The organism is Sphingobacterium sp. IITKGP-BTPF85 (assembly GCF_001006065.1).
Lineage (GTDB): Bacteria > Bacteroidota > Bacteroidia > Sphingobacteriales > Sphingobacteriaceae > Sphingobacterium > Sphingobacterium anhuiense.
This window is the reverse complement of record NZ_ASZT02000141.1, coordinates 1-13,625: the sequence shown is the minus strand read 5'-3', so window position 1 is coordinate 13,625 and position 13,625 is coordinate 1. Positions and strand designations below refer to the sequence as shown.

Here is a 13,625-nt window from a genome sequence, read left to right as displayed (position 1 = left end):
TTTTTCCAAGACTAACACCTGACAAAACAAGAGGATGATCTTCTGGAATAGAAGATGAATTTAAACGTGTTGAACGAGCATGGACATCAGATTGTACATGTAGTTTTATTATTTCTAATGTTTCTTCATTACTGTATGCATCTGTTGTTCTAACATCGACAACAAAATCGCAAGTTGCGGGAACAACATTATGTTGAACACCACACTGAATCATCGTCACGGACATTTTAATGGGTCCTAATTTATTTGATTCACGCTCAAACTGGTAGGATCTAAACCATTCAATATCTGCTAATGCCTTATATAAAGCATTTTCTCCCTCATCTCGTGCAGCATGGCCTGATATGCCATGAGCAGTGCAATCTAATACCATTAGGCCCTTTTCTGCGATCGCTAAATCCATTAAAGTTGGTTCTCCTACTATCGCAAAATCTAAAGCTCCTAAATCTGAAACAATTGATTCAATTCCACATTTACCGGAGATTTCCTCTTCAGCAGTAGCTGCTAAACAAAAATTATATTTTAAATCTTTGTCTTCATAAAAATGTAGAAAAGTTGCAATCAAAGAAACCAAACATCCACCTGCATCATTACTTCCTAATCCATAAAGCTTTCCATCTACTATATCTGGAGAAAATGGATCTCTTGTATAACCAGTATTTGGTTTTACAGTGTCATGATGTGAGTTCAACAGTATTGTAGGCTTATCGGTATTATACCATTTATTATAAACCCAAATATTATTTGCTTTTCTGTAGGGAACAATTCCTTTCGCAGTAAAGAATTGTGCTATTATCGTTGCAGTTTCTTCTTCCTTTTTACTAAAAGAAGGGGTACGTATTAAAGACGTTAATAAGGCTAAACTTTCTTCAAATAACTGAACTCGATTATTCATTGTAGAGGCCTCCAGCTTTTTGTGCAGACAATTTTATTCCTTTAATAAATGCGGAACTGAAACCATGGTGTTCCATTTCATTAAGCCCTGCAATAGTACACCCCTTAGGCGAAGTCACCTTATCAATTTCACTTTCAGGATGTGATTGAGTTTGCAATAATAAATCTGCGGCACCTTTTGCTGTCTGAACAGCCATTTTAAGAGCATCATGCGCATGAAAACCAATTTCTACTCCACCCTGTGAAGCTGCTCGTATAGCTCTCAAGAAAAAAGCAATACCACAAGCACATAATGCAGTAGCAGAAGTCATTAAATCTTCGTTAATAACCACAACTGCGCCCACCGTTTCAAACATAACTTCTACATCCTTCACAATATCTGAAGGTGCATTATCAGTTGCAATACATGTCATCGACTGACCAATTGCAATTGCTGTATTTGGCATTGCCCTTACGACCAATGCATTTACACCAAGCACTTCTTTTATATCAACGCAACTTACCCCAGATACAACAGATACAAAAACCTGATTAGAACCTTGAACTATCGGAGCTATTTCTTCCAAAACTTTTCGTAATTGTTGTGGTAAAATTGCAAAGACAATAATATCGGCATCTCTAACTGCTTCGATATTACTATCCGTAACAACAAAACCATCTTCCCTTTCTTGATTTAAGGCTTTAATATTACGTCTTGTTAAAGTGATTTGATCTGCATTACAAAACTGATTTTTTACTAATCCTTTTGCAAGAGACAAACCAATATTCCCTGTTCCGATAATGGTAATTCTTTTCATGATTAAAGTTCTATTTTAAGGTCAAACAAGTGCCAAATTGGCCCTGTTGGAATAAGTGCAAATTATTGGCATGACCAATATACACATTCCGAACACCTTTTTGTATAGCATCGAATGCATTTTGCAATTTTGGTACCATTCCATCATGAATAACACCGTCTTCCTTTAACTGTAAAAATTCGTCGGCACGGATTGAATTAATTACAGACTGTTCATCATTGATATCTTTAAGTACACCATTTTTTTCAAAACAATATACCAGAGATGTATCATATAATGATGACAGCCCAACAGCTAAAGCTGATGCGATCGTATCTGCATTGGTATTTAAAAGTTGTCCTAAACCATTATGAGTTATTGCAGAAAATACAGGAACAAATCCCGCTTCCAAAAATTTCTTAATAGAAGCAGTATTGACAGAATCGTGCAAAATATCCCCGACAAAGCCGTAATCAATATCTTTAACAGGTCGCTTTATTGCTTTAATTGTACCTCCATCCGCACCACTTAAACCAATAGCATCACATTGTAAAACTTGAAGCTTTGCAACAATATTTTTATTAGTTAAACCCGCGTACACCATTGTAACAACCCGCAACATTGCTTCATCTGTAATTCTTCTGCCTTCCACCATCTTAGCTTCAATTCCCAAATCTGTTGCAATACGTGTCGCAATCTTTCCTCCTCCATGCACTAAGATCTTTGCCAGGCAAAGCCGCAAATTTTTCCAAAAATGAGTCTAACAATACTTCATCATCGATAATATTGCCACCAATTTTTATAATATTAAGGCCACTATTTGACATCTTTCTCTCTAAATCTTCCAAAATAATTTATTTACAGACCTATTTATTTTTTTCTAAGCTTTCAAGCATACGTTTTAAAACAACCTGTGCAGCCCATACACGATTACCAGCTTCCTTAATGACTAAAGAATTTGGCCCATCAAGTACCTCTGCGGATAATTCTAAATCACGTCTTACTGGTAAACAATGCATAACCTTTGCGTCATTTGTTAACGCTAATTTCTCATTATCAATTAACCAATTTTCAATAACTGGATATACTTCACCATATTCCTCATAAGAAGACCAATTCTTTACATAAACAAAATCTGCATTTTTGAGACTCTGATCTAGATCATTTGAAATCTTCGCACCCTCAGTAAACTCTTCAGACAATTGATATCCCTCTGGATGCGCTATAGTGAAATCAACCAGGCCTTCAACCTGCGCTTGACACATCCACTCTGAAAAAGAATTTGGTACCGCTTGTGGCAAAGCTTTTACATGTGGTGCCCACGCTAAAACAACCTTTGGTTTTTCTGTGACTTTATATTCACTTATTGTTATAATATCAGTTAAACTCTGTAAAGGATGGCGGGTTGCACTTTCCAAAGACACAACTGGAACACCACAATATTCGATAAACTTATTAAATAAATCTTCAGAGTAATCCTCATCCCTATTTTTCAATTTAGGAAAAGAACGTAAGCCCAAAATATCACAATACTCACCCATTACCGCTGCGGCCTCACGGATATGTTCAACAGTAGTTCCGTTCATTACGACACCATCTTGAGTCTCCAATGCCCAGCCATCTTTATCCATATTCATAACCATGACATTCATTCCTAAATTCATAGCTGCTTTTTGAGTACTTAAACGTGTGCGCAAACTTGGGTTTAAAAATACCAGACCCAATGTTTTGTACTTGCCCAAACTTTCCAAAGTGTTAGGATTAGCTTTCAACTCCATTGCTTCTTTAACTATTTCAGAAACACTAGCAACATCTTTAACTGAAAAAAACTTTTTCATATATTTATCTTATTCAAAAAACTAACCTTCCAAAATTTCTGTAAAAGCCGTTAAAAATTGATCGGCCATTTCTTTTGTTGTATTTAATGCGGGCAATAAGCGTATTACAGTAGGCTTTGCTTCACCTGTAAATATTCTATGCTTTTCCAACAGATCTTTTCTTACATACGCTAATTCACTGGGTAAATCAATACCTATCATCAGTCCTCTTCCTCTTACTTCAGAAATTTGATTAAACTTGCGTAATTCTTCAATTAAATAAGATCCAACAGTAGCTGCATTTTGAATTAAACTATCCTGTTGAATAACTTCTAAGACAGCAACAGCGGCTGCACAAGCCAAATGATTTCCTCCAAAAGTAGTTCCCAACATACCGTATGTTGCCACAAATTTTGGAGCGATGCTAATTGCACCGATAGGAAAACCATTACCCATACCTTTTGCCATAGTATAAATATCAGCTTCTATCCCAGCATAATCATGAGAATAAAACAAACCAGAACGGCCATAACCACACTGTACTGAATCAGCGATAAATACAGAAGCATACTGGTCGCAGAGTGTGCGTATCAGACGAAGAAATGAAACAGACGCTTCCCTTATGCCACCAACACCCTGTATACCCTCAATAATCACCGATGAAATTTCCTCGCCATAATTTTTGAAAGCATTAGATAAAGCATCTTCATCATTAAAAGGTAAGAAAATGACGTTATCAGTCTCATTGACAGGAGCAATAATACTTGGATTATCAGTACAAGCTACTGCCAAAGATGTACGACCGTGAAATGCCTTTGAAAAAGCAATCACTTTTTTTCTTGAATTATAAAAAGAAGCCAACTTTAACGCATTTTCATTTGCCTCTGCACCTGAATTACATAAAAACAAATGATAATCCTCTTTCCCAGAAACTTTACCTAATAATCGAGCTAATTCACGCTGAATAGGAATCTCCACAGAATTCGAATAAAATCCAATTTGATTTAATTGTTCTGTGATACGTTGAACATAATGTGGATGCGAATGACCAATTGAAATCACAGCATGACCACCATATAAATCCAAGTAAGGATTTTCTTCGGCATCCCACACCGTTGAGCCTGTGCTCTTACAATATTGATTGGATTAATGGGATAAACGTTAAATAAGTCCATTGATAATGAATAAATAATTAAATGAGAAACATAAGTCCGATATGCATTGCAAATATAGCTAAGTCTTCCTAAAAATCCGTTAAAAATAAAAAAGCCTATCATTTTCATGATAGGCTTTACATCTAAAAAAGTTAAAGAACTATCTTTGTTTTCTTCTTCTGTAGACGCAGTAACATCCGTTTCAGCTGGAGCTTCTTCAGTTGTATCAGCTTTCTTCTTAGAAGAACCACGACGACGAGTTGCTTTTTTCTCAGTAGCAGCTTTAGAACCGTAAATTTCATTATAGTCTACCAATTCGATGAATGCCATTTCAGCATTATCACCTAAACGATTTTCCATTTTGATAATACGTGTATAACCACCTGGACGATTAGCTACTTTTTCCGAAATCTCACGGAACAAGATAGTAACAGCCTCTTTATCTTTTAAGTAAGCGAAAACAGTACGACGAGAGTGAGTCGTATCGTTTTTAGATTTAGTAATCAAAGGCTCAACATATTTACGTAACGCTTTTGCTTTTGCTAAAGTTGTTGTAATACGTTTATGTTTTACTAATGACGTTGCCATGTTAGCTAACATTGCCTTTCTATGGCTGTCAGTACGACCTAAGTGATTTACTTTTTTTCCGTGTCTCATTTTTAATTTAATTTTAATGTATATACCGTCTCTTCACAGAGGGAATTATATACAAGCCGCTTATTAATATATTAATCTTCGTCTAACTTATATTTAGACAAGTTCATTCCAAATGATAAACCTTTCGATTTAACCAATTCTTGGATTTCGCTTAATGATTTTTTACCGAAGTTTCTGAATTTCAACATATCTGCTACGTCATAAGTAACTAGTTCAGATAGTGAGCGAATATCAGCAGCTTTCAAACAGTTCAATGCGCGAACTGATAGATCTAAGTCAACTAATTCCATTTTCAAAATTTTACGCATATGTAAAATTTCTTCATCAACAACTTTAGTTTCCTCTTTAGTCTGAGACTCAAGAAGCATATTCTCATCAGAGAATAAGATAAAGTGTTGAATTAAGATTTTAGCAGCCTCTTTTAAAGCTTCTTCTGGATGAATCGAACCATCTGTAGAAATATCTAACAACAATTTCTCGTAGTCAGTTTTTTGTTCTACACGGTAGTTCTCAATGGTAAATTTAACATTCTTAATCGGAGTAAAGATCGAATCAATCGCGATTAATCCTACAGGACCATCAACGACTTTATTCTCATCAGCATTTACATAACCACGACCTTTAGCTACGCTCAATTCTACTTCAATTGTAACCGAGCTATCCATGTTACAGATAACCAAATCAGGATTTAATACTGTAAGTTGTTTGAGAATTTTGTGATATCACCAGCTGAGAATTGCTCTTGACCATTGATTACTACAAATATCTTTTCGCTATCACCTTGATCACCAGTTTTTTGAAAACGAACTTGTTTCAAATTCAAAATGATCTCCGTAACGTCTTCAACTACACCTTTGATAGTTGAAAATTCGTGCGAAACGCCTGAAAACCTTATCGACGTAATTGCATATCCTTCTAATGAGGACAATAAAATACGGCGCAAAGCATTACCAATGGTTACACCAAAACCAGGCTCCAATGGACGAAATTCGAACGTACCATCAAAATCTGTAGATTTTTGCATGATAACTTTATCCGGTCTTTGAAATGCTAAAATTGCCATTTATTTCTTTTTAAAGTTTTTGTAATAATACTTGCAATACAATAGAATATGCATAATCCATAATGGACTATGCATATTGCTACTTTATTTATTATTTAGAGTATAACTCTACGATTAAGTTCTCTTTGATATTCTCAGGAATGTCAGATCTCTCAGGGAAACTTAAGAAAGTACCTGTAAGTTCTTTTGCATTCCACTCCAACCATGAGTATTTGTTGATGATTCTACCAGCAACTGAATCAGTGATTGTTTCAAGAGTTTGAGAACGCTCACGAACAGCGATTACATCACCTGGACGTAAGCTATATGATGGAATGTTAACTAATTCTCCGTTAACAGTAATGTGTTTGTGCGATACTAACTGACGTGCAGCAGAACGAGTAGGGGCAATACCTAAACGGTATACCGTGTTATCTAAACGAGCTTCTAATAATTTCAAGAAGATCTCCCCTGTAATACCTTGTTTTGAGGCAGCTTTAACAAACAAATTAGCGAATTGACGCTCTAACACCCCGTAAGTGTATTTTGCTTTTTGCTTTTCTAACAACTGAATAGCATATTCAGATTGTTTACCTCTGCGTTTAGATGCTCCATGTTGTCCAGGAGGATAATTCTTTTTTTCTAACGCTTTATCTGGGCCGAAAATCGGCTCTCTAAATTTACGGGCAATTTTGGACTTAGGTCCTGTATATCTAGCCATTTTTTTTCTCTTAAAGTATCTATTAGCCTTTAGCTAATGAATCTTATCTTTAACCTAATTAAACTCTTCTACGTTTTGGAGGACGACAACCGTTGTGAGGAAGTGGTGTGATATCTTTGATAGTAGTCACATCGATTCCAACAGTTTGTAATGTTCTGATAGCCGACTCACGTCCAGCACCAGGTCCTTTTACGAATACTTCTACTTTGCGTAGACCTAGATCGTATGCAACTTTTCCACAGTCATTTGCTGCTTGTCCTGCCGCGTACGGTGTATTCTTTTTAGACCCTCTAAAACCCATTTTCCCAGCACTTGACCAAGAAATAGTTTGACCTTGATTATTAGTCAAAGTTACAATGATATTATTAAACGTAGCATTGATGTGTGCTTGACCAACAGGCTCAATAACAACAATACGTTTTTTTGCAGCTTTTTTAGTTTTAGCCATTTCTTAATTTTTATTTAGTAGCCTTTTTCTTGTTTGCAACTGTCTTACGTTTACCCTTACGAGTACGAGAGTTGTTTTTAGTGCGTTGACCACGAACTGGTAAATGCTTACGGTGACGTAATCCACGGTAACAACCGATATCCATTAAACGTTTAATGTTTAATTGAATTTCAGAACGTAAAGCACCTTCCACTTTAATCTCATCAGAAATCAAAGTACGAATTGCTGCTAACTGATCATCATTCCAATCTTGAACTTTAATGTCATGACTGATTTCCGCCTTATCTAAGATAAGCTCTGCTGTTGTACGACCGATACCAAAAATGTAGGTAAGGCCGATAACACCCCTTTTGTTTTAGGTAAGTCAATACCTGCTATCCTTGCCATATATGTTTAGCGATTATTTTTAAATAATTAACCCTGACGTTGTTTGTACTTAGGGTTCTTTTTGTTGATTACAAAAACTTTTCCTTTGCGACGAATGATCTTACAATCAGCGCTACGTTTTTTTATTGATGCTCTTACTTTCATGATTTTAATATTTTCAAAAGCTTGCACTATCAGACTACCAATCCGTTATTTATAACGGTATGTGATACGTCCTTTAGTCAAATCATAAGGAGACATTTCTAATTTAACTTTATCCCCAGGCAAAATTTTGATATAGTGCATACGCATTTTACCAGAAATATGAGCAATGATTTCATGCCCATTTTCCAATTCCACCCTAAACATAGCATTAGAAAGTGCCTCTCTAATTATTCCATCTTGTTCAATTGAGGCTTGTTTAGCCATATATTCTTGATTATTATTTTGTTAAATAGCCTGCAAACAGGAGTGCAAAGATATATAAAATAATTGAAAATCAACTATTTTTCACCTAAAACTTTCTCTACATGTTCAAATGTCAACAGCACATCGGGTTCACCTTTTCGAATAGCGACCATTTGCTCGAAGTGCGCCGACAGTTTACCATCAACAGTACTTACTGTCCATCCGTCATCCCAAAACTTCACGCCTGCCTTTCCTGCGTTGATCATTGGTTCAATACAAATAACTAAACCAGACTCTAGCTTAGCACCAGCACCACGTTTACCGTAGTTTGGCACCTCAGGTTTTCATGTAAATGAAAACCGACACCATGTCCAACTAATTCTCGTACAATACCAAAACCATATTTAGAAACATGTTCCTGTATAGCTGCACCGATATCTCCAACACGTTTTCCAGCTACAGCTTGCTCTATGCCTTTGTACATAGATTCTTTTGTTACATCAAGTAACAGCTGCGCCTCTTCAGTAACATTACCCACACCAAAAGTGTAGCTGAATCACTAATAAAACCGTTTAGATTTACGCCACCGTCAACAGAAACAAGATCTCCATCTTTGATTATATAATCACTTGGAAATCCATGAACGATCTGATCGTTAACAGAAATACAAAGTGAGTATGGAAATCCATGATAATTAAGGAACGCAGGCGTACCACCATTATCATGGATAAACTCGTAAGCTAACTTATCAAGAGATAAGGTGGTGATGCCAGGTTTAATAACCTTAGCAACTTCACCAAGCAATTGCGAAAGTACATTTGCAGACAAACGCACTTGCTCTATTTCTTCCTCTGATTTATAATATACTTTAGACATCTAAAGAATTTAAATTGCCGACTGATCTACACCCTCAACTGACGCAGGAGTTCTTCCTTTTATACGTCCAGTTTTCATTAATCCGTCATAGTGACGCATCAATAAGTGGCTTTCAATTTGTTGCAAAGTATCCAACACAACACCTACCAAAATCAATAAGGACGTACCTCCGTAGAAATGCGCAAATTGATTATTAATACCGAATAAACTTGCAATAGCAGGTAATATAGCAATAATCGCAAGGAAAATTGCTCCCGGGAATGTGATATTTGAAATCACACGATCAATAAAGTTACTTGTTTCTAGACCTGGTTTGATACCTGGAACAAATCCACCATTTTTCTTCATATCATCAGACATCTGCTGAGGATTAACCATAATTGCTGTATAGAAAAATGTAAATGCTATAATCAAAATAGCAAAAGTTACATTATAAGCAACAGATGTATAGTTACTCAACGATGTTAAGAAATCAGACTGAAGATTAGGGAAAAATTGACCCAGACTCATTGGCACAAACATAATCGCTTGCGCGAAAATGATTGGCATTACACCAGCAGCATTAACCTTTAATGGTATATACTGTCTTACTCCACCCACTTGTTTGTTTCCAACAATCTTCTTTGCATATTGAACAGGAATCTTACGAACACCTTGTACAATTAAAATTGTAAATACAACTACAAAGAACAAAGCTAAAAACTCCAATAATAATGGAATTGGTCCACCACCACCTTTACTCATACGTGATACCCACTCCGCAGTAATACCACTTGGCAATTGTGCGATAATACCAGTCATAATGATCAAGGAAATACCATTACCAATACCTTTATCAGTAATCTTTTCTCCTAGCCACATTACAAACAAAGTACCCGCTGTCAAAACTATTGCAGTAAGAATAGTGAACATAGGATCTGCTAATGTTTTCGCAGCAGGCTCAATTTGAGTTCTAACATACGCAAACGCTTGAAGCAAAGTAATCGCTAACGTTAGATAGCGCGTAATTTGATTCATTTTAGTACGACCACTTTCACCCTCTTTCTGCATTTTTTGGAAATAAGGAACCGCGATGCCCAGTAACTGAACAACAATGGATGCCGAGATATAAGGCATTACACCCAATGCAAAGATAGCTGAGCGAGAGAATGACCCCCCTGCAAACATATCTAGCAATCCAAGTAATCCTTCTTTTTGACCGGAAGCCAAAGCTTGAGGATTAACTCCAGGTAATACAATATGACATCCAATACGGTAAATCAGAAGAAATAGCAACGTATTCAAAATACGTGTACGTAAATCGTCTATTTTCCAAATATTGGTTAAGGTTGTGATTAGTTTCTTCATTTATTAAAGTTTAACAATAGAACCGCCTGCTGCTTCAATAGCTGCTTGAGCAGAAGCCGAGAACGCATGTGCTGTAACTTCAACTTTTGCTTTCAACTCACCACGACCCAAGATCTTAACTTTATCTTTCTTAGCTACTAATCCATGAGCAACTAATTCTTCCAAAGTTACAGTAGTCAAATTATGCTTCTCAACTAATTCTTGCAAAGCATCTAAGTTTACACCATTATACTCTACGCGGTTTAAGTTTTTGAAACCAAATTTAGGCACACGACGTTGCAAAGGCATTTGACCACCTTCAAAACCGATCTTTGTACTATGACCTGAACGAGAACCTGCTCCTTTGTGACCACGTGTAGAAGTACCACCGCGACCAGAACCTGTACCACGACCAATACGTTTACGATTTTTTACGGAACCTTTTGCAGGTCTTAAATTACTTAAGTTCATTTTAAAACTAAATTGTGTTAGGCCTTCGCTTTCACTAAACAGGTCCTAACTATTAAAAAATTGATTGATAGCAAGTAATGGAAAAGACCCTAAAGCCCTTTCCATATGCTAATATTAAATAGTGCTGATAGCTACTAAGTGATTCACTTTTCTCACCATACCAATGATAGCAGGTGTAGCTTCAACTTCTACTGAGTGATTGATTCTTTTCAATCCTAATGCCTCAATAGTTTTCTTTTGGCGCTCGCTTCTGTCGATAACGCTCTTTATCTGGGTGATTTTAATTTTTGCCATGATAATTAACCGTTAAATACTTTGTTTAAATCGACACCGCGGTGCTGCGCTACTGTGTACGCATCACGCATATTAGCTAAAGCGTCAATAGTTGCCTTTACCACGTTGTGTGGGTTAGATGAACCTAATGACTTTGCTAATACGTCTTTAATACCTGCAGATTCTAATACGGCACGCATTGCACCACCTGCTAAAACTCCTGTACCTGCGATTGCTGGTTTAATCAAAACTGAACCACCTGAATATTTACCATATTGAGCGTGAGGAACAGTACCTTTGATAATAGGAACTTTAACTAAGTTTTTCTTAGCGTCATCAATTCCTTTCGTAATTGCTTCAGTAACCTCTTTCGCTTTACCTAAACCGAAACCAACGATGCCGTTTCATCACCTACAACCACGATTGCAGAGAAACTGAAAGTACGACCACCTTTAGTAACTTTAGCTACACGTTGGATACTTACTAAGCGATCTTTTAATTCAATCTCGCTTGATTTTACTCTTTTTATATTGCTTAATGCCATTTCTTCTATGATTAAAAGTCTAAACCGCCTTCGCGAGCACCTTCAGCCAAAGATTTGATACGGCCATGGTATAAGTACCCATTACGGTCAAAAACTACTTTACTAATTCCAGCTGCAACTGCTTTTTCTGCAACCAATTTACCTACTGCTTTTGACTGCTCAACTTTGTTGCCTGAAGCAGCAAAATCTTTTGAAGTGCTAGAAGCTGACACTAATGTCTTTCCTGCAACATCATCAATAATCTGAGCGTAGATACCTTTATTACTTCTAAAAACTGACAAGCGTGGACGCTCTGTTGATCCAGCCAGGTGTTTTCTGATTCCTTTTTTGATTCTCTCTCTACGAGATGCTTTATGTCCTGCCATGGTTATTATTTTTTAGCTGATTTACCTGCTTTTCTTCTTAATACTTCACCTACAAACTTAATACCTTTACCTTTGTATGGCTCTGGCTTACGGAAACCGCGGATTTTCGCTGCAATTTGACCGATTAATTGTTTGTCGATAGATTCTAAAGTGATAGTAGGATTTTTACCTTTATCTGCAGTAGTTGTTGCTGTAATTTCCTTTGGCAACATAAATACAATCTGGTGAGAGAAACCTAAAGTTAACTCTAATACATTACCAGTACATGCTGCACGGTAACCTACACCGACTAATTCTTGAGTAGTTTTGTATCCTTCAGTTACACCGACAACCATGTTGCTCAACAGAGAGCGGTATAATCCGTGTAATGCTTTGTGTCTTTTTTGATCTGTAGCACGAGTTACAACGATGTTACCATCTTCTTGAGCAACTGTAATGTCACGATCAACTTGTTGTGTTAATTCACCTTTAGGGCCCTTTACCGTAACTAAATTCTTGTCAGATACAGTCACCGTTACACCAGCAGGTATAGCGATAGGCGCTTTTCCAATTCTTGACATTTCTTTGTGATTTTCCTAGATTAATAAACGTAACATAAAACTTCACCGCCAACATTTTGTAAGCGAGCTTCTTTGTCTGTCATAACTCCTTTAGAAGTTGACAAAACAGCGATACCCAAACCATTCAAAACACGAGGCATAGTCTCAACACTTGCATACTTCTTAAACCAGGTTTACTCACACGTGTCAACGTACGAATAGCCGAGATCTTGCTAATAGGATTGTATTTCAAAGCAATTTTAATTGTGCCTTGAACTCCAGTCTCTTCAAATTTGTAATTAGCAATGTAACCTTTATCAAAAAGAACTTTAGTAATTTCTTTTTTAAGGTTCGATGCAGGAATTTCAACAACCCTGTGGTTGGCCTTAATGGCATTCCTTACTCGTGTAAGGTAATCCGCTATTGGATCTGTATTCATTATATATAAAATTGTGACAACGGTTTCCTTCCCAACCTTTGGGACAGACCTTTTATCGATTAATAAATTTTAACGTAAAAAACCCTAGCAAATCTTATATAAGATTTGCTGGGGCAAAATTACTTATTTTTTTGATATTACCAAGAAGCTTTTTTAACCCCCGGGATCTTACCGTCTAACGCCATCTCACGGAATGTAACACGAGAGATACCGAATTGACGCATATATCCTTTAGGACGTCCTGTTAATTTACAACGGTTGTGTAAACGAACTGGAGAAGCATTCTTAGGTAATTTATCTAATGCAGCATAATCACCAGCAGCTTTTAACGCAGCACGTTTGTCAGCAAATTTAGCTACTAATTTAGCGCGTTTTACTTCGCGAGCTTTTAATCCTTCCTTAGCCATTGTTATTAGTATTTTGATTTTTAAATGGTAAACCGAATTGTTTCAACAATTCTAAAGCCTCAACATCGTTTCCTGCGCTAGTCACGAAAGTGATGTCCATCC

The 13,625-nt window shown here is 36.6% G+C and carries 13 protein-coding genes and 9 pseudogenes; all 22 read right to left on the bottom strand.

Going from position 1 to position 13,625, the window contains the following annotated elements; genetic code table 11:
• Positions 1 to 895: M20/M25/M40 family metallo-hydrolase (locus L950_RS20580; RefSeq protein WP_021190953.1), on the bottom strand; the 895-nt coding region annotated here is incomplete at its 3' end.
• A complete protein-coding gene (gene proC / locus L950_RS20575; protein ID WP_021190952.1) occupies positions 888 to 1,691 on the bottom strand; it encodes a pyrroline-5-carboxylate reductase in 804 nt (267 codons plus the stop codon). The genes proC and L950_RS20580, both read right to left, overlap by 8 nt.
• 10 nt (positions 1,692 to 1,701) lie before the next feature.
• Positions 1,702 to 2,497: pseudogene (gene argB / locus L950_RS20570) on the bottom strand (acetylglutamate kinase).
• Between the two features lie 39 nt (positions 2,498 to 2,536).
• Positions 2,537 to 3,508: an acetylornithine carbamoyltransferase gene (locus L950_RS20565; protein ID WP_021190950.1), complete on the bottom strand. Its 972-nt coding sequence runs from the start codon at positions 3,506 to 3,508 to the stop codon at positions 2,537 to 2,539.
• Between the two features lie 21 nt (positions 3,509 to 3,529).
• A pseudogene (locus tag L950_RS20560) lies at positions 3,530 to 4,662 on the bottom strand (aspartate aminotransferase family protein).
• Between the two features lie 141 nt (positions 4,663 to 4,803).
• Positions 4,804 to 5,298, bottom strand: a pseudogene (gene rplQ, locus L950_RS20555) (50S ribosomal protein L17); the annotation flags it as partial.
• A 71-nt stretch (positions 5,299 to 5,369) separates the two neighbouring features.
• Positions 5,370 to 6,361 (bottom strand): annotated as a pseudogene (locus L950_RS36820) (DNA-directed RNA polymerase subunit alpha).
• A gap of 91 nt (positions 6,362 to 6,452) precedes the next feature.
• Entirely contained in the window at positions 6,453 to 7,061 is a 609-nt protein-coding gene (gene rpsD, locus L950_RS20545; protein ID WP_021190947.1) for a 30S ribosomal protein S4, read from the bottom strand.
• A 58-nt stretch (positions 7,062 to 7,119) separates the two neighbouring features.
• The gene (gene rpsK / locus L950_RS20540) at positions 7,120 to 7,509 is read right to left on the bottom strand and encodes a 30S ribosomal protein S11 (protein ID WP_021190946.1); all 390 of its coding nucleotides are present in this window, start codon (positions 7,507 to 7,509) and stop codon (positions 7,120 to 7,122) included.
• A gap of 10 nt (positions 7,510 to 7,519) precedes the next feature.
• Positions 7,520 to 7,896: pseudogene (rpsM, locus tag L950_RS20535) on the bottom strand (30S ribosomal protein S13).
• A 27-nt stretch (positions 7,897 to 7,923) separates the two neighbouring features.
• Positions 7,924 to 8,040 (bottom strand): 50S ribosomal protein L36, encoded by a 117-nt coding sequence (gene rpmJ, locus L950_RS20530; RefSeq protein ID WP_038702005.1) that lies wholly within the window; start codon positions 8,038 to 8,040, stop codon positions 7,924 to 7,926.
• A 45-nt stretch (positions 8,041 to 8,085) separates the two neighbouring features.
• On the bottom strand, positions 8,086 to 8,304 hold the full coding sequence (gene infA / locus L950_RS20525) for a translation initiation factor IF-1 (RefSeq protein ID WP_002997456.1): 219 nt from the start codon (positions 8,302 to 8,304) through the stop codon (positions 8,086 to 8,088).
• Between the two features lie 74 nt (positions 8,305 to 8,378).
• Positions 8,379 to 9,159, bottom strand: a pseudogene (gene map, locus L950_RS20520) (type I methionyl aminopeptidase).
• Positions 9,160 to 9,168: 9 nt separating this feature from the next.
• On the bottom strand, positions 9,169 to 10,506 hold the full coding sequence (gene secY, locus L950_RS20515; RefSeq protein ID WP_021190943.1) for a preprotein translocase subunit SecY: 1,338 nt from the start codon (positions 10,504 to 10,506) through the stop codon (positions 9,169 to 9,171).
• A 3-nt stretch (positions 10,507 to 10,509) separates the two neighbouring features.
• On the bottom strand, positions 10,510 to 10,956 hold the full coding sequence (gene rplO, locus L950_RS20510; RefSeq protein WP_021190942.1) for a 50S ribosomal protein L15: 447 nt from the start codon (positions 10,954 to 10,956) through the stop codon (positions 10,510 to 10,512).
• 114 nt (positions 10,957 to 11,070) lie between these two features.
• A complete protein-coding gene (rpmD, locus tag L950_RS20505) occupies positions 11,071 to 11,250 on the bottom strand; it encodes a 50S ribosomal protein L30 (RefSeq protein ID WP_021190941.1) in 180 nt (59 codons plus the stop codon).
• 5 nt (positions 11,251 to 11,255) lie between these two features.
• Positions 11,256 to 11,773: pseudogene (gene rpsE, locus L950_RS20500) on the bottom strand (30S ribosomal protein S5).
• 11 nt (positions 11,774 to 11,784) lie between these two features.
• On the bottom strand, positions 11,785 to 12,147 hold the full coding sequence (gene rplR / locus L950_RS20495) for a 50S ribosomal protein L18 (RefSeq protein WP_183916730.1): 363 nt from the start codon (positions 12,145 to 12,147) through the stop codon (positions 11,785 to 11,787).
• Complete coding sequence (gene rplF, locus L950_RS20490; protein WP_021190939.1) at positions 12,144 to 12,698, bottom strand: 50S ribosomal protein L6; 555 nt, start codon at positions 12,696 to 12,698, stop codon at positions 12,144 to 12,146. Before rplF ends, rplR begins: the two co-directional genes overlap by 4 nt.
• Positions 12,699 to 12,718: 20 nt before the next feature.
• A pseudogene (gene rpsH, locus L950_RS20485) lies at positions 12,719 to 13,119 on the bottom strand (30S ribosomal protein S8).
• A 134-nt stretch (positions 13,120 to 13,253) separates the two neighbouring features.
• Entirely contained in the window at positions 13,254 to 13,523 is a 270-nt protein-coding gene (gene rpsN, locus L950_RS20480; protein ID WP_021190937.1) for a 30S ribosomal protein S14, read from the bottom strand.
• Positions 13,516 to 13,625: pseudogene (gene rplE, locus L950_RS34225) on the bottom strand (50S ribosomal protein L5); the annotation flags it as partial. The gene rpsN and the pseudogene rplE, both read right to left, overlap by 8 nt.

Bases quoted from the DNA above. Each gene is read 5' to 3' on its own strand.
- rpmJ (WP_038702005.1), bottom strand. From the start codon at position 8,040: ATGAAAGTAAGAGCATCAATAAAAAAACGTAGCGCTGATTGTAAGATC.
- rplO (WP_021190942.1), bottom strand. From the start codon at position 10,956: ATGAACTTAAGTAATTTAAGACCTGCAAAAGGTTCCGTAAAAAATCGT.
- secY (WP_021190943.1), bottom strand. From the start codon at position 10,506: ATGAAGAAACTAATCACAACCTTAACCAATATTTGGAAAATAGACGAT.
- rpmD (WP_021190941.1), bottom strand. From the start codon at position 11,250: ATGGCAAAAATTAAAATCACCCAGATAAAGAGCGTTATCGACAGAAGC.
- infA (WP_002997456.1), bottom strand. From the start codon at position 8,304: ATGGCTAAACAAGCCTCAATTGAACAAGATGGAATAATTAGAGAGGCA.
- L950_RS20565 (WP_021190950.1), bottom strand. From the start codon at position 3,508: ATGAAAAAGTTTTTTTCAGTTAAAGATGTTGCTAGTGTTTCTGAAATA.
- rplF (WP_021190939.1), bottom strand. From the start codon at position 12,698: ATGTCAAGAATTGGAAAAGCGCCTATCGCTATACCTGCTGGTGTAACG.
- rpsD (WP_021190947.1), bottom strand. From the start codon at position 7,061: ATGGCTAGATATACAGGACCTAAGTCCAAAATTGCCCGTAAATTTAGA.
- rpsN (WP_021190937.1), bottom strand. From the start codon at position 13,523: ATGGCTAAGGAAGGATTAAAAGCTCGCGAAGTAAAACGCGCTAAATTA.
- proC (WP_021190952.1), bottom strand. From the start codon at position 1,691: ATGAAAAGAATTACCATTATCGGAACAGGGAATATTGGTTTGTCTCTT.
- rpsK (WP_021190946.1), bottom strand. From the start codon at position 7,509: ATGGCTAAAACTAAAAAAGCTGCAAAAAAACGTATTGTTGTTATTGAG.